At 67.3% G+C, this 20,098-nt stretch carries 16 protein-coding genes; all 16 read right to left on the reverse strand.

Annotation, left to right across the window (positions count from 1 at the left end; all coding sequences use genetic code 11):
- Positions 1 to 16 precede the first annotated feature (16 nt).
- The gene (locus tag G503_RS0108625; RefSeq protein ID WP_028027267.1) at positions 17 to 991 is read right to left on the reverse strand and encodes a transketolase family protein; all 975 of its coding nucleotides are present in this window, start codon (positions 989 to 991) and stop codon (positions 17 to 19) included.
- Positions 992 to 1,002: 11 nt separating this feature from the next.
- Entirely contained in the window at positions 1,003 to 1,830 is an 828-nt protein-coding gene (locus G503_RS0108630) for a transketolase (protein WP_028027268.1), read from the reverse strand.
- A 20-nt stretch (positions 1,831 to 1,850) separates the two neighbouring features.
- Positions 1,851 to 2,951 carry a peptide chain release factor 2 gene (gene prfB / locus G503_RS0108635; RefSeq protein ID WP_028027269.1) on the reverse strand — a complete coding sequence of 367 codons (1,101 nt, stop codon included), beginning with the start codon at positions 2,949 to 2,951 and terminating at the stop codon, positions 1,851 to 1,853.
- A 61-nt stretch (positions 2,952 to 3,012) separates the two neighbouring features.
- Positions 3,013 to 5,814 (reverse strand): preprotein translocase subunit SecA, encoded by a 2,802-nt coding sequence (gene secA, locus G503_RS0108640; protein ID WP_028027270.1) that lies wholly within the window; start codon positions 5,812 to 5,814, stop codon positions 3,013 to 3,015.
- Positions 5,815 to 6,051: 237 nt separating this feature from the next.
- A complete protein-coding gene (gene cydB / locus G503_RS0108645) occupies positions 6,052 to 7,086 on the reverse strand; it encodes a cytochrome d ubiquinol oxidase subunit II (protein ID WP_035022524.1) in 1,035 nt (344 codons plus the stop codon).
- Between the two features lie 2 nt (positions 7,087 to 7,088).
- Positions 7,089 to 8,567, reverse strand: coding sequence for a cytochrome ubiquinol oxidase subunit I (locus tag G503_RS0108650; RefSeq protein ID WP_028027272.1), 1,479 nt, complete (start codon positions 8,565 to 8,567; stop codon positions 7,089 to 7,091).
- A 125-nt stretch (positions 8,568 to 8,692) separates the two neighbouring features.
- Positions 8,693 to 11,401 (reverse strand): BTAD domain-containing protein, encoded by a 2,709-nt coding sequence (locus G503_RS0108655; RefSeq protein WP_169628159.1) that lies wholly within the window; start codon positions 11,399 to 11,401, stop codon positions 8,693 to 8,695.
- Between the two features lie 429 nt (positions 11,402 to 11,830).
- Positions 11,831 to 12,268: a ribosome silencing factor gene (rsfS, locus tag G503_RS0108660; protein ID WP_028027274.1), complete on the reverse strand. Its 438-nt coding sequence runs from the start codon at positions 12,266 to 12,268 to the stop codon at positions 11,831 to 11,833.
- A gap of 138 nt (positions 12,269 to 12,406) precedes the next feature.
- A complete protein-coding gene (gene yqeK / locus G503_RS14490; RefSeq protein WP_051191074.1) occupies positions 12,407 to 13,051 on the reverse strand; it encodes a bis(5'-nucleosyl)-tetraphosphatase (symmetrical) YqeK in 645 nt (214 codons plus the stop codon).
- Positions 13,052 to 13,066: 15 nt separating this feature from the next.
- On the reverse strand, positions 13,067 to 13,753 hold the full coding sequence (nadD, locus tag G503_RS0108670; protein ID WP_084636449.1) for a nicotinate-nucleotide adenylyltransferase: 687 nt from the start codon (positions 13,751 to 13,753) through the stop codon (positions 13,067 to 13,069).
- Between the two features lie 26 nt (positions 13,754 to 13,779).
- Positions 13,780 to 15,057, reverse strand: a complete 1,278-nt coding sequence (locus tag G503_RS0108675; RefSeq protein ID WP_028027276.1) for a glutamate-5-semialdehyde dehydrogenase — start codon at positions 15,055 to 15,057, stop codon at positions 13,780 to 13,782.
- Positions 15,058 to 15,068: 11 nt separating this feature from the next.
- On the reverse strand, positions 15,069 to 16,208 hold the full coding sequence (gene proB, locus G503_RS0108680) for a glutamate 5-kinase (protein ID WP_028027277.1): 1,140 nt from the start codon (positions 16,206 to 16,208) through the stop codon (positions 15,069 to 15,071).
- Positions 16,208 to 17,605: a GTPase ObgE gene (gene obgE, locus G503_RS0108685; RefSeq protein ID WP_028027278.1), complete on the reverse strand. Its 1,398-nt coding sequence runs from the start codon at positions 17,603 to 17,605 to the stop codon at positions 16,208 to 16,210. Before obgE ends, proB begins: the two co-directional genes overlap by 1 nt.
- Positions 17,606 to 17,725: 120 nt before the next feature.
- Positions 17,726 to 17,986 (reverse strand): 50S ribosomal protein L27, encoded by a 261-nt coding sequence (gene rpmA, locus G503_RS0108690; RefSeq protein WP_028027279.1) that lies wholly within the window; start codon positions 17,984 to 17,986, stop codon positions 17,726 to 17,728.
- 21 nt (positions 17,987 to 18,007) lie between these two features.
- Positions 18,008 to 18,328: a 50S ribosomal protein L21 gene (rplU, locus tag G503_RS0108695; protein WP_016309052.1), complete on the reverse strand. Its 321-nt coding sequence runs from the start codon at positions 18,326 to 18,328 to the stop codon at positions 18,008 to 18,010.
- A 285-nt stretch (positions 18,329 to 18,613) separates the two neighbouring features.
- The coding region (locus G503_RS0108700) for a YfcC family protein (protein WP_028027280.1) at positions 18,614 to 20,098 on the reverse strand (1,485 nt) is incomplete at its 5' end.

Below are 20,098 nucleotides of genomic sequence, written 5' to 3' on the forward strand. Positions count from 1 at the left end.
AGACCGATTAATTTTATCAGAGGCTTTTACGGCCCTGAACTTTTTTCACAGCTTCAACAATGGCGGCCGCATCGATGGAGAAGTAGGCCAGCAGCTCTTCGAACTCGCCGGACTTGCCGAAGCGATCGCGCACGCCGACGAACTCCAGGGGCACGGGGCTGGTGGCGGCGGCCAGCTCGGCCACAGCCGAGCCCAAACCGCCCATGACCGAATGCTCCTCGGCCACCACGGCGCAACCGGTCTTGGCCAGGGATGCGCCGATGGTCTCGCCGTCGAGGGGCTTGACCGAGAACGCGTCGATGACCTCGGCGGAAATGCCCTCGGCAGCCAGCTGGTCGGCGGCCAGCAGCGCCTCGCGGATCTCCACGCCGTTGGCCACGATGGTCACATCGGCACCCTCGCGCAGCACGTAGGCGCGGCCGATCTGAAGCTCCACATCGTCATCGTAGACGCAGGGCACCGCAGCGCGGCCCATGCGCACGTACACGGGGCCGTCGGTGGCCGCGGCCAGCTTGATGGCGGCGCGGGCCGCGGCGTAGTCGGCAGGCACGAGCACGCGCATGCCGGGAAGGCCGCGCATGAGAGACACGTCTTCCAGCATCTGATGGCTTCCGCCGTCGGGACCCACGGAGATGCCGGCATGGGTGGGGGTGATCTTCACGTTCAGGTTGGAATAGCACACGGTGTTGCGGATCTGGTCGTAGGCGCGGCCCGTGCCGAACACGGCGAAGGAGCCGGTGAAGGCCACATGGCCCGCACGCGCCAGGCCCGCGGCCACGTCCACCATGTTCTGCTCGGCGATGCCGCAGTTGAACAGGCGATCGCCGTGGCCCGCATCGGCCAGCTTCTTCATCGTGGTGGAGCCGGTCAGATCGGCGTCCACGGCCACCACGGGCACGCCCGCGTCGGCCAGCTCGGCCAAAGTGGCGCCCAGGGCGGCGCGGGTGGCCTTCTTCGTCTGAGCCTTCTCGGCATCGGCAAGTTTCACCATGATCGGGCCTCCTATTCAGCCAGCGCGGCCAGATCGGCCAGGGCAGTGTCCAGTTCTTCACGGCTGGGGGCCTTGCCGTGCCAGCCCGCTTGGTTCTCCATGAAGGAGACGCCCTTGCCCTTCACGGTATGGGCGATGACGGCGATCGGGGCGGTGCCGTCGGTGGCCTTCGCAGCGGAGAGAGCCTCGATGAGGGCGCCGATATCGTGGCCGTCCACCTCGCGCACGTCCCAACCGAAGGCCGCGAACTTCGCGCCGAGGTCGCCCGGGTCGCACACGTCGTGGATGCAGCCGTCGATCTGCAGCTCGTTGTTGTCGATGATGGCCACCAGGCGGCCGAGCTTCTGATGGGCGGCGAACATGGCCGCCTCCCACACCTGGCCCTCCTCGCACTCGCCGTCGCCCAGGACAGTGAACACGTGGCCCGCCTCGCCGGACAGACGCAGGCCCGCAGCCAGGCCGGCGGCCACGGAGAGCCCCTGGCCGAGCGAGCCCGTGGACACTTCCACGCCGGGAACCAGGTTAGAATCGGGATGGCCCTGCAGGCGCGTGCCCAGCTTGCGCAGGGTCGCAAGCTCATCGATGGGGAAATAGCCGGCATGGGCCAAGGTGGCGTAGAGCGCCGGGGCCGCGTGGCCCTTGGCCAGGATGAAGCGGTCACGGCCCACCTTCTGCGGATCGGCGGCGTCGTAGTCCATCACCCCGCCGAAGTACAGCGCCGTGAGGATGTCGGTGCAGGAAAGCGACCCGCCCGGGTGCCCGCTGCCCGCCTCGGTGATCATGGTCAGAATGTCCCTGCGAATGTCGGTGGCCTTCCCCACCAGCTGCGCCGTATCCATGAGGCAACCCTTCTCGAAAGCTACTGATTCGATACTCTCCACGTATGATACCCGATGATGAAGGGTTCCAGGGCGCCGCCGAGCACTGCGTCCACATTTCCCGTCTCAACGCCGCTGCGTAGGTCCTTCACCAGCTGGTAGGGGAACAGCACATAGTTGCGAATCTGGCTGCCGAAGGAGTTGTCCATGCGAACGCCGCGCAGCTCGTCGATCTCGGCCTGGCGCTTGCGCTCCTCCAACTCGTAGAGCTTCGCCTTCAGCACGCGGAAGGCCGCTTCCTTGTTCTGCAGCTGGCTCTTCTCGTTCTGGCAGGTGACCACGATGCCGGTGGGCTCGTGGGTGAGCCGCACGGCCGAGTCGGTGGTGTTCACGCACTGGCCGCCGGGGCCGCTTGAACGGTACACGTCCACGCGCACGTCGGCGGGGTTTAAGTCCACCTCGATGTCGTCGGTCAGCACCGGCAGCACCTCCACGCTGGCAAACGTGGTCTGGCGGCGCTTCTTCGCATCGGTCGGCGAGATGCGCACGAGCCGGTGGATGCCGATCTCGCTGCGCAGCATGCCGTAGGCGTAGCGGCCCTCGATCTGGATCGTGGCCTTGTCAAGACCGATGCCCTCGCCGGGCACCAAATCGAGCACCGTCACCTTCCAGCCCTTGTCCTCGGCGTAGTGCGCGTACATCTGGTAGAGCATCTCGGTCCAGTCCTGGGCCTCAAGGCCCCCCTGGCCCGGGTTCACCGTGAGGATGGCATCGCCCGCGTCGAACTCGCCGGCGAACCAGGACTCCACTTCCAGAGCGTCTAAAAGCTCGGTGAGGGCCGCAGTGGCCGTGGCGGCCTCCTCGGCGAAGGCCTCGTCCTCCCCCACCAGTTCCAGGGCTGCGGCGGCATCGTCGGCCAGGCCGCAGGCGCGCTCATAGTCGGCGATGGTGGCCCGCAGGTTCGATGCCTGCTTGCTCACCGCTTGGGCCGCCGCCGCGTCGTTCCAGAAATCCGGCGCCGCGGCGCGCTCATCTAGGGCCGCCAGCTCGGCGGTCTTCTCGTCGATATGCAGGAAGGCCCGCGCATCGCCCAGGCGAGAACGCGCGCCCTCCAGCTCCTTCTGCAAGTCTCTTAATTCCATAATCACCAATCAACCGTACCCTGGGACGGCCGAACGGACGGCCGGCGGCAAACCCAGTCCCTTAGGCGTCCCGACCGTGGCACTTCTTGAACTTCTTGCCGGACCCGCACGGGCAGGGATCGTTGCGGCCCACGTTCGCGTAAGGGTCGTCCTTGTCCTTCACGAAGGTCTGGGGCTTGCTCGGCGCGGGCTTGGGGGCGCCGGCGGGCATATTCGCGGCGGCGTGGCGGCCGCGAATAGCCGAAGTCTCCAGGGCCTGCTCCGGCGACGAGTAGCTCATCTTGCGGTTGAGCGGGTCCTCCTGCTCGCCGAGGGGCGAGGCGGGCGCAGCGGTGCCGGGCGCGGCCGGCTTCGCGGCGATCTCCAGGCGCAGCAGCGTGCGCAGGTAGTCGTCGTACATGGAATTCGTCAGGTTCTGGAAGGCGTTGTAGGCCTCGTTCTTGTACTCCACGAGCGGGTCGCGCTGGCCGAAGGCGCGCAGGCCAATGCCGGTCTTCAGGTAGTCCATCTCCTGGAGGTGCGCCATCCAGCGGGTATCGATGATGCGCAGCATCACCTGGGCCGACAGGTTCTCCATGAGCTCGCGGCCCAGCTGGTCGCTCTTCTGCTCGTAGATCCACTCCAAAAACTCGTAGAGCGCCTCGGCCACGGCCTCGGGATCGTCGTCGTGCTCCACCTTCTCCACGGCGAAGTCGCCGCAACCGGACATGTTGGCGGCCCACAGGTCGATGGCCTTCAGGTCCCAGTCGTCCGACGCGGTGCGCTCGGGACAGCACTCCGCCACGATGGAGTCCACGGCATCGCGGATGATGCCGGGAATGCGCTCGGTCATGGACTTGCCGTCCAAGATGGCGTTGCGCTCCTCGTAGATGGCCTTGCGCTGCAAGTTCATCACGTCGTCGTACTCCAGCACGTTCTTACGGGCGGCGAAGTGCATCGACTCCACCTGGCGCTGGGCGCTCTCGATGGATTTGGACACCATGCCCGCCTGGATGGGCATGTCGTCTTCCTGGTTGGTCTTCTCCATCATATGCGCGATGGAATCCATCTTCGAGCCACCGAACAGGCGCATGAGGTCATCTTCCAGCGACAGGTAGAACTGGGTCACGCCCGGGTCGCCCTGACGGCCGGAACGACCGCGCAGCTGGTTGTCGATACGGCGGGACTCGTGGCGCTCGGTGCCGATGACGCACAGGCCGCCGGCGGCCTTCACGCGCTCCTGCTCCTCGTCGCAGATGCTGCGCGCCGCCTCCAGGGTGGCCGCGCGCTGCTGCTCGGAGGGAATGCGGCCCTTGGCGTCCTCGTCGCCGGGCTTGGCGTCCGGGTCGAAGCCGTGCTCGCGCAGCATGTCCTCGGCCAGCACCTCCGGGTCGCCCCCCAGGCGGATGTCGGTACCGCGGCCGGCCATGTTGGTGGCGATGGTCACCGCACCGGCGCGGCCGGCCTGGGCCACGATGTGGGCCTCGCGCTCGTGGTGCTTGGCGTTCAGGGTCTCATGGGGAATGCCGCGCTTGTCCAAAAGGCGCGAGAGCTTCTCGGAGTTCTCGATGGACACGGTGCCGATCAGACAGGGCTGGCCGGCGGCGTGGCGACAGGCGATGTCATCGGCCACGGCGTTGAACTTGCCGTCCACCGTGCGGTACACCAGGTCGTTCTCGTCCACGCGGGCCACCGGGCGGTTCGGCGGGATGGCCATGACGGGCAGCTTGTAGATCTGGCGGAACTCGGCGTCCTCGGTCATGGCCGTGCCGGTCATGCCCGACAGCTTGTCGTAGAGGCGGAAGTAGTTCTGCAGGGTGATGGTGGCCAGCGTCTGGTTCTCCTCGCGCACGAGCACGCGCTCCTTGGCCTCCAGCGCCTGGTGCAGGCCCTCGGAATAGCGGCGCCCCTCCATGATGCGGCCGGTGAACTCGTCGACGATCTTCACCTCCCCGTCCATCACCACGTAGTCCACGTCGCGATGGAACAGGAACTGGGCCTTCAGGGCCTGCTGAAGGTGGTTCGCCAACTGGCCGGAGGGGTCGGCGTAGATGTTCTCGATGCCGAGCATGCCCTCGATCTTCACCAAGCCGCTCTCGGTGGCGTTGATGGTGCGCTTGGCCTCGTCCATCTCAAAGTCGACGCCCTGCTTGAGGCCGGGCATCACGCGGGCGAACTTCTTGTAGGTGTCGGCGGCCTGGGTGCCGGCGCCGGAGATGATAAGGGGCGTGCGGGCCTCGTCGATCAGGATGGAGTCGACCTCGTCGACGATGGCGAAGTGGTGGCCGCGCTGCACGCGGGCGCTGCCGCGGGTAACCATGTTGTCGCGCAGGTAGTCGAAGCCGAACTCGGAGTTGGTGCCGTAGGTGATGTCGGCCTCGTAGGCGGGTTTCTTGGCCGCCGGCGGCATACCGTTCTGGATGAGACCCGTCTTCATACCGAGGAAGCGGTAGATCTGCCCCATCCACTCGCAGTCGCGGCGGGCCAGGTAGTCGTTCACGGTGACGATGTGCACGTTGTGGCCGGGAATGGCGTTCAAGTAGCCGGCCAGAGTGGACACGAGCGTTTTGCCCTCGCCGGTCTTCATCTCGGCGATCTGCCCCTCGTTTAAGGCCATGCCGCCGATGAGCTGCACGTCGAAGTGGCGCAAGCCGATAGTGCGCACCGACGCCTCGCGCACGGCGGCGAAGGCCTCGGGCAGCAGATCCTCCAGACTCTCGCCGGCCTGGTAGCGCTCGCGGAACTCGGTCGTCTTGGCGGCCAGCTCCTCATCGGTCAGGGCCTGGAACTGAGGCTCCAGCCCGTTGATCTTATCGACTTGGGCCTGGTAGCGCTTCAGCTGCTTGCCTTCGCCCAGGGTGAGCAGTTTAGAGAGGAATCCCATGGACAACGTCTTCTTTCTCTGCGGATTCGTAGGTCTCGCCGCGCGATCAGGCCCCCTGAGAGGGGCGCCGTCGCGCGCTGGTGCGTAAATCCGCTTCACTCTATCACAAGTGCCAGGTAGCCGAAGGAATTCCATAGGGTTTGCAAGGGACGCTCGGCGCAACCGCCGCCGAGAGAAAAGGCGGGGCCGCAGGGCCCCGCCTCGAGCAGACAGACGGCGATGGAGGGTGCCGACGGCCTAGTAGTGCGTCAGGTCCTCGGGCGTCACGCGGCCGCGGAAGGTGCGGTAGATGATGAAGTGGTACACCAGCACCAGCGGCAATCCGACGGCCGTGATGATGGTCATCCACATCAGCGACAGCTCGGACGAGGCGGCGTTGAAGATGGTGATGGCCGGCCCCACCGACTCGGGGGTCGCGTTCACGAGCACGGGGAACATCGAACAGGCCAGCAGTCCCACGAGCGCGATCATCGCCGCGGACTGGGCCAGAAACGCCTTCAAGTCGCCGTCCTCGGCGCGCCCCGCCACGATGGAAGCCGCCAGAGCCACCACCACGAGCACGGCGAACAGCCAGCGCGCAGGCGCCAGGGCCGGATCCATCTCCGTGCCCACCAGGGCCAGGGCGAACACCGACACCACGGCGAACAGCGCAAGCGCGATCACCTGCAAGGGCATGCGCAGCCGCTGCGCCCGATCGCGCAGAGCCGAGGGCAGCGGGGCCTTGAGCGCCGCCCAGGCCGCACCGGCGGCCAGGAACATGACCAGGCCGAGCAGGCCCGTGAGCAGGGTGAAGGGGGTGACGAGCCCCAGCAGCGGCACACCGGCGTAGTCGCCGGCGGCGTCCATGGGGATGCCGGCGAAGATGTTGCCCACGGCCACGCCAAGCAGCAGGGCCGGCAGCAGCGAGCCGACGAAGAAGCAGCCGTCCCACAGCTTCGCCCAGGCCGGGTCGCCGGCGCAAAACTCGAAGGACACCGCGCGCACGATAAGGCCGAACAGCACCAGCATCACCGCCAGATAGAATCCGGAAAAGGTGGTGGCATAGGCGTCGGGGAACGCCGCGAACAGGGCGCCGCCCGCCGTGAGCAGCCACACCTCGTTGCCGTCCCACACCGGCCCGATGGCCCGGCGCAGCACGGCGCGCTCCTCGTCGTTCTTCGCGATGAAGGGCGACAGCACGCCGATGCCCAGATCAAAGCCGTCCAGCACGAAGTAGCCGGCGATGAGCACGAAGATGAGGAAGAACCACAGCACGCTGAAGAACTCGAACATGGCTATTCGCCTCCCTTCGCGGCGGCCTCGACCGCAACGACCGCGCCGCCCCCGTTATCCTCGACCAGGACGACATCCGCCGTCGCGTCCGCGGTCGGGGTGCCCTCTTCGCTCACGGGGCCCTCTTTTATGAAGCGGCCCACCACGCGGGCCCAGCCGATGAGCAGCACCAGGTACACCACGATAAACAGACCGATGGTCAGCCAGAGCTCGGGCGCCGACACCGACATCGAGATGCCGTCGGCGGTAAGCAGCGACACGCCCTCAGGACCGGTCACGCTCGGGTATACCACCCAGGGCTGGCGCCCCACCTCGGCGGTGATCCACCCGGTCTGGATGGCAATGAACGGCCAGATCGGCGAGAGCACCGCCAGCCACTGCAGCCAGCGCATACGCGCGATGCGGCCGCCTCGGAACGTGAACACGAGCACGAGGATGCTCGTCACCATGATGAGCCCGTACATGGCCACCATGAGGTGGTAGCTCTGGAACACCAGATTCACCGGCATGTCCTCCACCACCATGTCGCCGTACTCCTCGGTCTGAGCGAGCTCGTTCAAGCCCGGGTACACGGTGTCGAAGTTGCCCGTGGCCAGAAAACTCGTGCCGCCGGGAATGGCGAAGGGGGCGATGACCTCCTGGGTTTCCTCATCCACGATGCCCACGGCGTACAGCGGCGGCACCTCGGAGTCGTACATGCCCTCCATCATGGCGAGCTTGGTGGGCTGTTCCTCCCACACCACCACGGCCGAGGCGTGGGCGAACACGATCATGGCGCAGGAGGTGACGATGCCCACCACCGCGGCGATGCGCATGGTCTTCATGGCGAAGTCGCTGTGGCGCTTCTTCAGCATGTACCAACCGGCCACGGCCATGGCCACGAAGGCGCCCATGATGAGCAGGGCGTCCACCGTGTGGGTGTAGCGGGCGAAGATGGACGGGTTCATGGCGGCGGCGAAGAAGTCGGTGATCACAGCCTCGGTGCCATCGGCGTTCAGCTCAGCGCCGGCCGGCGTCTGCATCCAGGAGTTCGCGATGAGGATCCACAGGGCCGACAGGCAGGATCCCGCCCACACGAGCCAGGCGGACACCATATAGAACTTCGGCGACACGCGCTTGCGGCCGAACAGCAGCACCCCCAAGAAGACGGACTCCAAGAAGAAGGCCAGCAGGGCCTCGGCGGCCAAGGGCGCTCCGAAGATGTCGCCCACGAAGCGCGAGTAGTTCGCCCAGTTCGTACCGAAGGAGAACTCCATGGTGATGCCCGTGGCCACGCCGATGGCGAAGGTGGCGGTGAATATCTTCACCCAGAACTTCGTCGCGGCGGCGTCCTCCGGTTTCCGTGTGCGATAGTAGCGCGTTTCGTTGATGGCCAGAATGAGCCCCAGACCGATGGACAGCGGCACGAACAGGAAATGATAGGCCACGGTCAACGCGAACTGAAGGCGCGACAGCAGGGCCACATCGGCGAAAGCCTCCATGGCACACCCCCTTTCAAAGCAGGTCCGGAGCGGCCCTCCCCTCGCCCGGACAGCGATCGATACATGGCACCTCCCCCCGAGGCGACCGAGACCATACTACCCGTTTATGGTGAAATTCCCCAGTGTCATCCGCGCAACAATTCTCCTTTTCCCCGAAATTCGCCCCAACCGTCGATCAATCGCTGGTGCAGCGCCATGATCTGAGGCGAGGGATCCAGTCCCAACTCGTCGGCCAGATAGCCCCGACAGGCCAGGAACGTGTCCAGGGCGCCGGCCCGTTGGCCCACTGCCAGTTGGGCCTCCATGAGGGCCGCGTAGCCGTCCTCCCGGGTGCGGTCGCGGCGCAGAGCCTCGCGGGCGCACCACAGCGCGCCCTGCAGCTCGCCGAAAGAGCGCAAACGGCCCGACGCGGCCACCAGGGCGTCCACCAGCTCGGTGGCATAGCGTCGGCGAAAGGCGACGACGGTCTCATTGCGGCGCTCGGCGGGCAGAAGCTCGCCGTCGAAGGACTCCTGCACCTGGCGCAGCATCTCCTCCCAACCCGTCGAGCCGCCGGCAAGGCCGAAGAGCAGGGCGCGGATGAGCTCCTCGAACTCCATCACGTCGCTGGTGCACAGGGCCGCGTTCAAGTGGCAGCGCTGGTGGTCGCGCACCAGATAGGGGCACTCCCCGTCCACCGAGAGGATGGCCGCCAGCTCGCCCCACAAGCGGTAGAAGCTCTTGGTGCCAGTGCGCGGATCGGCCTGGGGCCACAGCATGGCCACGAGCCCGTCGCGGGTCAGCTCGCGATCGCGATGCAACACGAGCAGGGCCAGCAGCAGCCGCGCCTTCTTGCGGGACAGCAGCTGGGACGATACCTCGGTCTCGCCGATGTGCACCACCATAGTGCCGAACAGGCGAACGTGCAGCCGGGGCGCCCGCAGGGGCACAGCGGCCCCGGCCACGCGATGGGCCGCGCCGACGGCCAGGTCGGCCAGGTCGGCGGAGGCCAAGGGCACGGCCAGGCCGCGCGCGGCATCGGGATGCGAAGCCGCCGGACGCGACGGCGCGACGGCATCGAGGGGGCGATCGCGCTGTCGGCCCACCGCCGACGGGCAGGCTCGCAAGCCTGCCAGGGCAAGGGCCCCCTCGATGCGCTGGAGGGCCTCGGCGACGCGACGGCCCCCGTAGCCCACGCCGTTGCCCGTCGCCGCCATCGCTTCCAGGGCCGTCGTGGCGACCGTGGCCAGCAGGGCGAAGTCATTGCCGCCGAGCAGGTCCCAATCCTCGCGACGAGCCTCGAAGGCGCCCGTGGCAGCCAGGGCGTCGACGACCCAGGCCGCCGCCAAAAGCAGGCCCTGGGCCCGCGGGCCCCGATCCCACGCAACCGCGCCGGCGCCGAGACAGGCAGTGGCCCATATCGCCAGGGCCTCTTGCGGCCGAGCCTCGGCCAGGGTTACGGCCACGAGCAGATCGAGGACCGCCCGCTCGTCGGATGCAGAAGCGGCCGAATCGGCGATCGGCGCGGCCTCGGGACCGCAGGCGCGCTCTCCCCGAGCGGCGTCATCGGCCCGCAGGGCACCGTCGCGCCAGCCAACGAGCGGCGGCAGTGTGGCCGCGCGCAGGGTACTCGCGCCCCAGCGGTAGGCCACGAGGGCCGCTGCCGCCTCGGTCCGAGACGTCCTGGCCGGTGCGGCCAAGGCCCGCTGGGCGAGCGCCACCGCCGCGGGCCCGTCTCCGCGCTGGGCGGATGCCGCAGCCATGAGCAGGCTCACCGCAGGGTGATCGCCGAGGCCCCGACGAGCCACGCGATCGCAGAGCCCTCCCAAAGCCTCGGCGGCATCATGCCACAGCAGCGCGCCCCCTGCCCGGGGCAGCCAGAGCGCCAAAGCCGCCGTGGAGGCGAAGGCCGCAGCCAGGGCCGCGCCGCGCTCGAAGCGATCCTGGCCGATCAACCATGTCGCCAGGGCCAGCACGAGCGTGTCCCCGTCGCCTATACCGACCGCTCGGGCCCCCGCGGGGCCTTCAGCGCCGAGGCCCGCACGCAGATCGTCCACCGCCACGGGCACCGTTTCAAAGGCGCCCTCGCCATCGTCCAGGCCGAGAAAGGGGTAGCGCTCGGCCAGCCACGCCCAGGCCTCCTCGCCCCGCGTCGGACCCAGCAGCGCCTCTACGGCTCCGCGGCGGCCCCGTCCCAGGGCCAGCAGCGTCCACTGGACCAGCCGCAAATCGGGCGGCAGCGCCTCGCGGGCGATGCCGGCAAGCAGACGGGCCACGCCCTCCTCGCCCCAGCGCAGGCAGGGCACCCGCGCCTCCAGCGGCAGCGGCCCGCGCGCCGCAGGCGATGCCGCCTCGCCGCCGCGCGCCTCCTCCGCGCTCACCAGCAAATCGCGGCCATCCAGGCGCTCCGTCGGGCACGCCAGCGCGATACCCTCCTCCCGCCCCGGCGTCGTGATCGCCAGCACCTCCATTCCCGCGGCCAGCAGGGCGGCCACCACAGCGCCAAAGGCCGCGGCGCGCTCCTCGTCCAGCCCCGGCACGTCGTCGAAGACCACGAGATCGCACTGGCTGCGCTCCCGGCAAAGCACCTCCGCGACGATACCGGCGTCCAGGTCCCGTAAAAAGCAGGGCGAGAGGCCGTTGATCCAGTACACGTGCTGGAATCCGAACATCACCTCGGCGTACTCGCAGGCCAAAGCCGTCTTTCCAAAGCCGTCGGGGGCGCACAGCACCCGCGCGGCCCGGCGATCGGCCAGCAGACGGGACACCAACGCCGAACGACTGACCAGGCGCTGGGGGCCCACCCCTCGCGGTCGGCGCCCCCGACAGGCAGATTGAAGAATAAAGCGAGACACGTCCGGCTCCTTTCGCCGCTGGCTTTCACAACGGCGGGCCATCCTAGCAGCCCGAGCCGTTCGCGCAAGCAGGCGTTCCGCGGCGGCCGAAGAACGGCGAAAGCCCGGGTTCGAAAACTCGGGAGCAGGTCGGTGCCAGGCGACCTTCAGGCGGCACACCGCACACGTCCCCGCACCTGCAGGATGACCAGCAGGGCACCGATCGCCCGCCACCGCATCCCCCTCCCCTCAAGAAGGGGATGGGCGACCCTCTCTGCAGGACGACCCGCAGGTTCCGGCAAGAACCTGCGGGTCGCAGGAGCAGGAGACCATCAGCTATACCTCGGGTACCCTGCCAGGGCTGCAGCGCCCCCTCACGCGAAGCGGCGCGGGCGATCCCCACGACTTCTTCACGACTGAAAGACGGCGCTGCGACGAATACGGGGCGATTTAACGCGCCTGGGACAGCAGCTTCGCGATGCGATCGGAGTACTCCAGATCCGTCAGACCGGCCTCGGCGGCCAGATCGATGGTAGGGGCGTCGTTCCACAGCGCCTCCAGGCGATAGTACTCGCGGGTCTCGGGCATGAACACGTGCACCACGATGTTGCCGTAGTCCAGAAGCGACCAACTGCCATCGGCGGACACCTCGCGGTGGGTGGGCTTGATGCCCGCGTCCTCGCGCAACTTGTCCTCGATCTCATCGATGATGGCATCTACCTGGCGGGAGTTCGCCGCCGTGGCGATGACGAAGTAGTCGGTCACGCCGATCAGCTCGCGCACCTCCTGCACCATGATGTCGGTGGCCTTCTTCTCGTCGGCCGCACTCGCGGCGATGATGGCGCACTTCCGTGAAAACGCAGCCTGTTCGGCAACGGCGTCGGTCATAGCTATCCTCACTTCCAAAAAGCTCAATTTTCGCCTGCATACCTTAGCACAATGTGTCCCCGCCGCCCGCCAAGAAGAAACGGGCGGCCCGGGCGCGACCGAGCCTCGCAACGGACCCGGCGAGCCCCGCGCCGCAGCCTAGGGACGCCCGTAGGGCATCGTGTCGGCACCGGGCATCGTGCGGAATACCTCCTGCTCGGGCATATAGGAGTTCCAAATCTCGGTGGTGCGGGAGTACATGGGATGGCGGCGCTCCATGATGAGCCGCACCCAGTAGGCGTACACCTCCAAGAACAGCTCGCGCAGCGGTACTTTTCCCATCTGCTTCCGCAGTTTCTCCACGGTCTTGCCCGTACGGCCCGGCTCCAGGGCGTCGGCGATGTAGACGATCATATCCAGATCGCCCATGGCCACCTCGCCCAAGGTGTGGCGCTCAACCGCCGCGAGCACCGTCTCGGGCAGGGCGGGAAAATCACGGCGCAGGGCCGCCGCGGCCGTCAGGCCGTGCAGCACCCGGGGCATGGAGCGCAACTCGTCGGACAGGGTCAGGCCCACCTCGGCGGCACGCGCCAGAATGCCGGGGTCGTCATAGCCCTTGTCCCAGTCGTGCAAAAGCCCCGCCAGGCGCGCCTCGCGCTCATCGGCCCCATAGACCCGGGCCAGCACGGCCGCCGTATCCGCTACGCCCAAGCTGTGCTGGAAGCGCCGCGGACCCACGCGCCCTTCCAGCTCGGCCCGGCGCGCCTCGAAGAATTCCTCGGAGAAGGGGTTCGCATCACCCATAGGGTCCTCGCTTTCTCACTCGTCCGTCCCGGCTCGGTACAGCCCGCGCCCATCGATGAGGGCGCGCACCGGCTCGGGGGTCAGATAGCGCAGCGACAGCCCCGATGCCGCCCGCCGCCGCAGATAGCTCGATGAGATGGCCATGGCCGTCACCTCGAAATAGTCCACCCGAAAGTCGCCCTGCGCGGCGAGTGCGGCCTTGAACTCGTCGGTCACCACGTAGCCGGGCCGCGTGGCCGCCGCGAAGCGCGCCAGACGGGCCACGTCCTCGCTCTTGTGCCAGCGAGCGATGGACAAGATGGAGTCGGCGCCCGCGATGAAGAACAGCTCGACGTTCGGCGGGTAATGGGCCGCCAGGGCCCGCAGGGTGTCCACCGCGTAGGTGATGCCGGGACGGTCCACCTCCAGGGCGCTCACATCGAAGGCGGGATTGGACGCCACGGCGGCGCGGCACATCTCCAGGCGCAGCCGCCCGTCGGTCACAGCGCGATCGCGCTTGAAGGCCGGCCGGCCCGTGGGGATGAACACCACAGCCGCCAGCCCGAAGGCCTCCCGCGCCTGTTCCGCGCAGGCCAAGTGCCCCAGGTGAATGGGATCGAAGGTGCCCCCCATGATACCGAGGCGCACCGGCGCCCCATCGGAGCCCAGATCATCGAAGCGCTCGCACACCACGGGCACCGCGCCCCGCTCCATGCCGCCCATTCCGCCGCTTTCGCCCACCGCTGAACCTAGGCCCGCACCTGACCGTCACCGCGCAGCACGTACTTGTAGGACGTGAGCGCCTCCAGGGCGAAGGGGCCCCGGGCATGGATCTTCTGGGTGGAGATGCCGATCTCGGCTCCTAGGCCGAACTGGCCGCCGTCGGTGAAGGCCGTCGAGGCGTTGGCGTACACCGCAGCGGCATCCACCCGGGCCAGAAAGGCCTGGATGGCGGTCTCGTCGGTGGCCACGATGGCCTCGGAGTGCTTCGTGCCGTAGCGGTTGATGTGGTCGATGGCCTCATCCAGCCCCGTCACGCAGCCCACGGCCAGATGGGGTCCCAGATACTCGGTGGCCCAATCCGCATCGGTGGCCTCCACCACGGCCCCGGCGGGCAGCCCCGCCTCAGCGGCCAGGGAGCGCGCCGTCTCGTCGCCGTGAACGGTGATGCCCGCGGCCGCCAGGTCGCGCAAGATAGCCGGCAGCACCGCCGCGGCCACGGTCTTATCCACCAGCAGGGTCTCCGCGGCGTTGCACACACCCAGACGGCGGCACTTCGCGTTCATGATGATGTCGTGGGCCATGGCGGGATCGGCGCTCTCGTGCACGTACACGTGGCAATTGCCCGTACCCGTCTCGATGACCGGCACCTTCGCGTGCTCCACGCAGTGGCGGATGAGCCCGGCCCCGCCCCGGGGGATGAGCACGTCCACCAGGCCGTGCAGCTCCATGAGCACGTCGGTGGCAGCGCGATCGGTGGTGGTGACGGCGCAGATGCAGCCCTCGGGCATGCCGGCGCCCACGGCTGCCGCGGCCAGGATGTCGGCGATGGTCTCGTTGGAGCGAGCCGCGAGACTGCCGCCGCGCAGCACGCAGGCATTGCCCGACTTGATGCAGATGCCCGCCGCGTCGGCAGTCACGTTGGGCCGCGCCTCGTAGACCATGGCCACCACGCCCAAAGGCACACTCACACGACGCAGCTGGACGCCGTTGTACATCGTAGAATCCAGGGAAACCACGCCCAAGGGATCGGGCAGCCCCCGCAGCTCGTCCAGAGCATCGGCCATGGCGTTCACGCGGGGCTCGTCCAGCATGAGCCGGTCGAGCAGGGCCTCGCTCGTACCCGCCTCGCGGGCCGCGTCCATGTCGGCGCTGTTGGCCATCACGATCTCGGCCGCGTGCTCGCGCAGGGCGGCCGCCATGGCGGCCAGGGCCCCGTTGCGCTCGTCGGCCGTCGTCGTCGCCAGCTTCCCGCTGGCCGCCTTCGCCTCCTCGGCCAAAGTCACAATCTCATCGCGCAGGGTCATGAACATCTCCTTTACTCGAACAGAACCAACTCGTCGCGATGGACGACGGGCTTGTCGGCCAGCACCGACAGGATAGCGTTGGCGGCCACCTCATCGCGGCTCTTGCCGCAGGCAAGCGCCACCAGATCGCTGCCGGCCGCCGCGCGACCGCGGGCGAACACGTGGCCCGTCTCGTCGGCCACATCCACGATATCGTCGTAATCGAAGGACCCGCGCACCTCGCGGATGCCCACGGACAACAGCGACTTGCCACGCTCCACCAAAGCTGCCCGCGCCCCCTCGTCCACCACCAGCGTGCCGTGCACGGCATCGCCCAGGGCGATCCACAGCTTCTTGGGCGTGATCTCATGGGGCCGTTCCGGCGCGGTGAACAGGGTGCCCACCGGCAGACCGCGGGCCGCATCGGCCACGCAGCCGGCGCGCCGCCCCTGGCAGATGACCATGGGAATGCCCGCGGCCATGAGCACCCGGGCCGCCTTGATCTTCGTGATCATGCCGCCCGACCCCACGCCCGACACCGCGCCGCCGGCAGCGGCCAGAATATCGCGGCCCACGCGATCCACGCAGGGAATCAGCGTTGCCGACGAATCGATCTGCGGATTGGCCGTGTACAGGCCGTCGATGTCCGACAGGATCACCATGAGATCGGCGTCGATCAGGCAGGCCACCAGCGCCGCCAGGGTGTCGTTGTCGCCGAAGCGGATCTGCTCCACGCTCACCGTGTCGTTCTCGTTCACGATGGGCACCACATCCAGCTCGAGCAGGCGGCACAGCGTGTCGCGGGCATGGAGGTAGGCCGTGCGGTCGGCGGTGTCGCGGCGGGTGAGCAGCACCACGCTCGTCAGCATATCCCGCTTCCCGAAGGCCGCGGCGTAGGCCGTGGAAAGGGCGCTCTGCCCCACCGAGGCCGCGGCCTGCAGACTGGGCATGTCCGTGGGGCGCCTCGCGATGCCCAAGGCCTCCAGGCCGCAGGCGATAGCGGCCGAGGTGACCACCACCACGTCCCAACCCTCGCGCCGCACCGTATCCAGCTGGGCCGCCAGCTCGTCCAAGAACCCGTAGTCGATCGAGCTCTCCGACGTGGTCAGCGTGGCCGACCCGATCTTCACCACCAAACGGCGACGACGCGCCTGATCCTTCGGCTTCTCCATTACAGATCCAGCTCCTGGTACATATCCTCGTGATGGGCCGTGGGCGACTCGAAGGCGAAGGAGTAGCCCAGAATGCGTACCTCGTCGCCGTCGCGGGCACCAGCCTTCTCCAGGGCCGTGTCCACGCCCAGCTTCTTGAAGCGGTGCTGGAAGAAGGCCACGGCTTCCTCGTTCTCCCAGTCGGTCTGCACCACCATGCGCTCCACCTGCACGCCCGCCACGCGGAAGGCACCGTCGCCCTCGGCCACGATATCGAAGCGGCGCTCGCGGGCCTCGCGGCGCAGCTCCCACACATGATCGTACTGGATGTCGGCCGCCTCAGCCGCCCGGGCCGCCTCGCGCAAGTCGTGCACCTTCGTGGCAATAGCCGCCTTCAGAGAATCAACCCCGGCGCCCGTAAGCGCGCTGATGCGGTACAGCTTCGGATCGATGGGGCTCTCCACGAACTCGTTGCCGCCAGCCGCCGCAATGGAATCCTCGCGCACCTTCGCCGCCAAGGCCTCGCAGACCTCCTCGGTGCCGGGCACGTCGATCTTGTTCGCCACCACCATGCGCGGCCGTGCGGCCAAATCGCTCGCGTACTCGGCCAGCTCGCGCTTGATGATCTCGTAGTCCTCCAGCGGATCGCGCCCCTCCCAATCGCCCGTGAGATCCACGATCTGCACGATCAGGGCGGTGCGCTCGATGTGGCGCAGAAACTCGTGCCCGAGCCCGCGGCCCTCCGAGGCCCCCTCGATGAGCCCGGGAATGTCCGCCACGACGAAGGACAAATCCCCCGAGGTGGCCACGCCCAGGTTCGGCACCAGCGTGGTAAAGGGATAGTCGGCGATCTTCGGGCGCGCAGCGCTCATCTTCGCGATGAGCGAGCTCTTCCCCGCCGAGGGCATGCCCACCAGGGCCGCATCGGCCATCAGCTTCATCTCCAGCTCGATCCAGCGCTCTTCCGAGGGCTCGCCCAGCTCGGCGAAGGCCGGGGCGCGACGCGTGGAGGTGACGAAGTGGATGTTGCCGCGACCGCCCACGCCGCCACGGGCCACCACCACCGACTCGCCGTCGCGGGTCAAATCGGCGATCATCTCCCCCACTTCGCGCTCGTCTTCGAAGTACTCGCGCACCACGGTGCCCACGGGCACCTTCAGTACCAGGTCCTCGCCGGTGGCGCCGTGCATGCGGCTGCCCTTGCCGTGGGTGCCGCGCTCGGCCTTGAAATGGTGCTTGAAGCGATACTCGATGAGCGAGGACGCGCTGGCATCGGCCTGCACCACCACGTTGCCGCCGTGGCCGCCGTCGCCGCCGTCCGGCCCGCCCTTGGGCACATGGGCCTCGCGGCGGAAGGACATACAGCCGGCGCCGCCGTTGCCGCCCTTCACGTTGATACGAACCTTATCGATGAACATAGGAACCTTCCTTGCTTGCCAATAGGGCAGATTATCCCACAATACACAACGATGCCCTCTGGAAACTCAGAGGGCATCGGTTAGCCGTTCGATGTTACGCAGTCGTTGAAACTGAAGCGTTTAGGCGGTCTGCTCGGCGGGAATCACGTGAATCTTGCGCTTCTGGCCGCGTGTGAACTTCAGCGTGCCGTCGCACAGGGCGAACAGGGTGTCGTCCTTGCCGCGACCCACGTTCTCACCGGGATGGAAGTGGGTGCCGCGCTGACGCACGATGATGTTGCCCGTCTTCACGACCTCGCCGGCGAACTTCTTCACGCCGAGTCGCTGTGCGTGGGAGTCACGACCGTTACGGGTAGAGCCCAAGCCTTTCTTGTGTGCCATGAGATGTTCCTCCTAACCCGTTTACTCGGCCTTGGCCGTACCGACGGATTCGATCTTCACGCGGGTCAGGTTCTGACGATGACCGCGCAGCTTCTTGTAGTTCTTGCGCTTCTTGAACTTGAAGACCAACTGCTTGTCGCCCTTGAACTGCTCGAGCACGGTAGCAACGACCTTGGTCTTGGCGGCCTTCGCAGGGTCGGCCTCCACCTTGTCGCCGTCGACGACGCAGATGGCTTCAAGCTCGACCTTGTCGCCGGGCTCGACGTCGAGCTTCTCGATGTTGATCTTGTCTCCGGGGGCGACCTTGTACTGCTTGCCGCCCGTTTTCACGATTGCGTACATGTATGTATCTCCTTGAATGTGACTAAACGCAAGGTAGTATCCTACCAGCGTGAGCCACCCTCGTCAACAATTTTCTCCCCCATTTTCCCACCGTTCACCGACGCTCTATATATTAGTAAGGCAGCGGAACACTTGGTCCATCCCAAGGCGCCACCGAGAATCGCCGAGAGGAGGCGCTCCGACAGCGCGAGAGCGACCCAAACGAGGAGAGCGCCCCGGCACAGGGGCGCTCTCCCGGAAGGATAACAGCCGGCAAGGCTGGTATCGGCAGGTCGACAGGCTCGCCTAGGCGGCGCCTCCCGGTAAGATCATCATGGCCGCCGTGAGGATGACCATGCACACCACGCCCAGGACCACGAACAGCTTCGCGCCGAACTTGAGCCAGGTGGAGTACTCGATCTTGGCCAGGGCCAAGCCGCCCATGATGGCGCCGGAGGTGGGCGTGAACAGGTTCACGAGGCCGTTGCCGGCGGAGTAGATCATGACCATGGCCTCAACGGAGAAGTTGAGCTGGTTGGCCAGGCCGCCCATAATGGGCATGGACACGGTGGCCATGCCGGAGGAGGACGGGATGAGGAAGGACAGCAGCACGTAGAGCAGGAAGGACAGCGGCGCGAAGATGATCGCCGACATGCCGTTGAGGGCAGCTGCCGCGTTGTTGAGGATCCACATGTCCAGGCCGGTCTGGCCCATGAGCACGGTGATCGAGCGGGCCAGGGCGATGATCAGCACGACCGACATCATGTCGGCGGCGCCGTTGATGAAGGCCTTCACGAAGCGGCTCTCGGACACGCCGCCGATGATGCCGATGATGAGGGCCATCAGCAGGAACCAGGTGGAGGCCTCGTCGAAGTACCAGCCGCCCAAGGGCACGCCGGTCAGGAAGGACGACCAGGCGGGAGAGGTCTCGACCTCTTCCACGGAGGTGGCCTCCACGGGCTCGGCGATGGTGGTCACGGTGGCGCCGTCGTTGGCGTCGTCGATAGCGGTGGCGATCTCCTCGCCCGTCAGGGTGGTGGTCACTTCCTCGGTCGTGGCGCCGGCATTGAAGCCGTCGAAGCCGAGATCGGACCACGGGATGAAGGACACGATCATGATGACGAAGGTCAGTGCGAACACCACGAGCGACGCCTTCTGGCGACCGGTCATCTTCGGAGCCTCGGCCTGGTTGTCAGCGGCCTCGGCCTCGGAATCCTTCATGCCCCACTCGTTCATCATGTCCTGCTGCTCCTGCAGCGACAGGAAGGTGGAGCCCTTGTCGTTCATGACCTTCTTGGCGTAGCGCATCACGAACACGATGGAGATGGCCAGGGTCACGATCCACAGCAGGGCGCCCAGGCCGATGATGGTGGCCTGGTTCACCGCAATGCCCACACCCGAGAGCGCGTCCACGGCCACGCCCACGGCGAACGGGTTCACCGTGGAGCCCAGCACGCCGCAGCCCGCGCCCAGAAGGACGACCGCCGCGCCGGTCAGGCTGTCGAAGCCCGCGGCCACCATAGTGGCGGCCAGGAGCAGGTAGAAGGGCACCGTCTCCTCGCACATGCCGTAGGTGGTGCCGCCGATGGAGAAGATGATCATGAGGATCGGGATGAGCACCAGCTCGTTGCCCTTCAGCTTGTGCACCAGAGCGGCGATGCCCGCGTCCAGGGCGCCGGTCTCGGTGATGATGCCCAGAAAGCCGCCGAGGATCATGACGAACAGGCAGACGGGCAAAGCGTCGCTGAAGCCGGCCACGGGCGCGGTCAGCACGCCGGACAGGGTGGCGCC

It is taken from the genome of Adlercreutzia mucosicola DSM 19490 (assembly GCF_000422625.1).
Classification (GTDB): domain Bacteria; phylum Actinomycetota; class Coriobacteriia; order Coriobacteriales; family Eggerthellaceae; genus Adlercreutzia; species Adlercreutzia mucosicola.

What these genes read in the sequence shown, in the direction of transcription:
- rpmA (WP_028027279.1), bottom strand. Translation starts at nt 17,986, where the DNA reads ATGGCACACAAGAAAGGCTTGGGCTCTACCCGTAACGGTCGTGACTCC.
- proB (WP_028027277.1), bottom strand. Translation starts at nt 16,208, where the DNA reads ATGGAGAAGCCGAAGGATCAGGCGCGTCGTCGCCGTTTGGTGGTGAAG.
- cydB (WP_035022524.1), bottom strand. Translation starts at nt 7,086, where the DNA reads ATGTTCGAGTTCTTCAGCGTGCTGTGGTTCTTCCTCATCTTCGTGCTC.
- nadD (WP_084636449.1), bottom strand. Translation starts at nt 13,753, where the DNA reads ATGGGCGGCATGGAGCGGGGCGCGGTGCCCGTGGTGTGCGAGCGCTTC.
- G503_RS0108625 (WP_028027267.1), bottom strand. Translation starts at nt 991, where the DNA reads ATGGTGAAACTTGCCGATGCCGAGAAGGCTCAGACGAAGAAGGCCACC.
- rplU (WP_016309052.1), bottom strand. Translation starts at nt 18,328, where the DNA reads ATGTACGCAATCGTGAAAACGGGCGGCAAGCAGTACAAGGTCGCCCCC.
- G503_RS0108675 (WP_028027276.1), bottom strand. Translation starts at nt 15,057, where the DNA reads ATGACCCTGCGCGATGAGATTGTGACTTTGGCCGAGGAGGCGAAGGCG.
- obgE (WP_028027278.1), bottom strand. Translation starts at nt 17,605, where the DNA reads ATGTTCATCGATAAGGTTCGTATCAACGTGAAGGGCGGCAACGGCGGC.
- yqeK (WP_051191074.1), bottom strand. Translation starts at nt 13,051, where the DNA reads ATGGGTGATGCGAACCCCTTCTCCGAGGAATTCTTCGAGGCGCGCCGG.
- rsfS (WP_028027274.1), bottom strand. Translation starts at nt 12,268, where the DNA reads ATGACCGACGCCGTTGCCGAACAGGCTGCGTTTTCACGGAAGTGCGCC.
- secA (WP_028027270.1), bottom strand. Translation starts at nt 5,814, where the DNA reads ATGGGATTCCTCTCTAAACTGCTCACCCTGGGCGAAGGCAAGCAGCTG.
- prfB (WP_028027269.1), bottom strand. Translation starts at nt 2,951, where the DNA reads ATGGAATTAAGAGACTTGCAGAAGGAGCTGGAGGGCGCGCGTTCTCGC.
- G503_RS0108630 (WP_028027268.1), bottom strand. Translation starts at nt 1,830, where the DNA reads ATGGATACGGCGCAGCTGGTGGGGAAGGCCACCGACATTCGCAGGGAC.
- G503_RS0108650 (WP_028027272.1), bottom strand. Translation starts at nt 8,567, where the DNA reads ATGGAGGCTTTCGCCGATGTGGCCCTGCTGTCGCGCCTTCAGTTCGCG.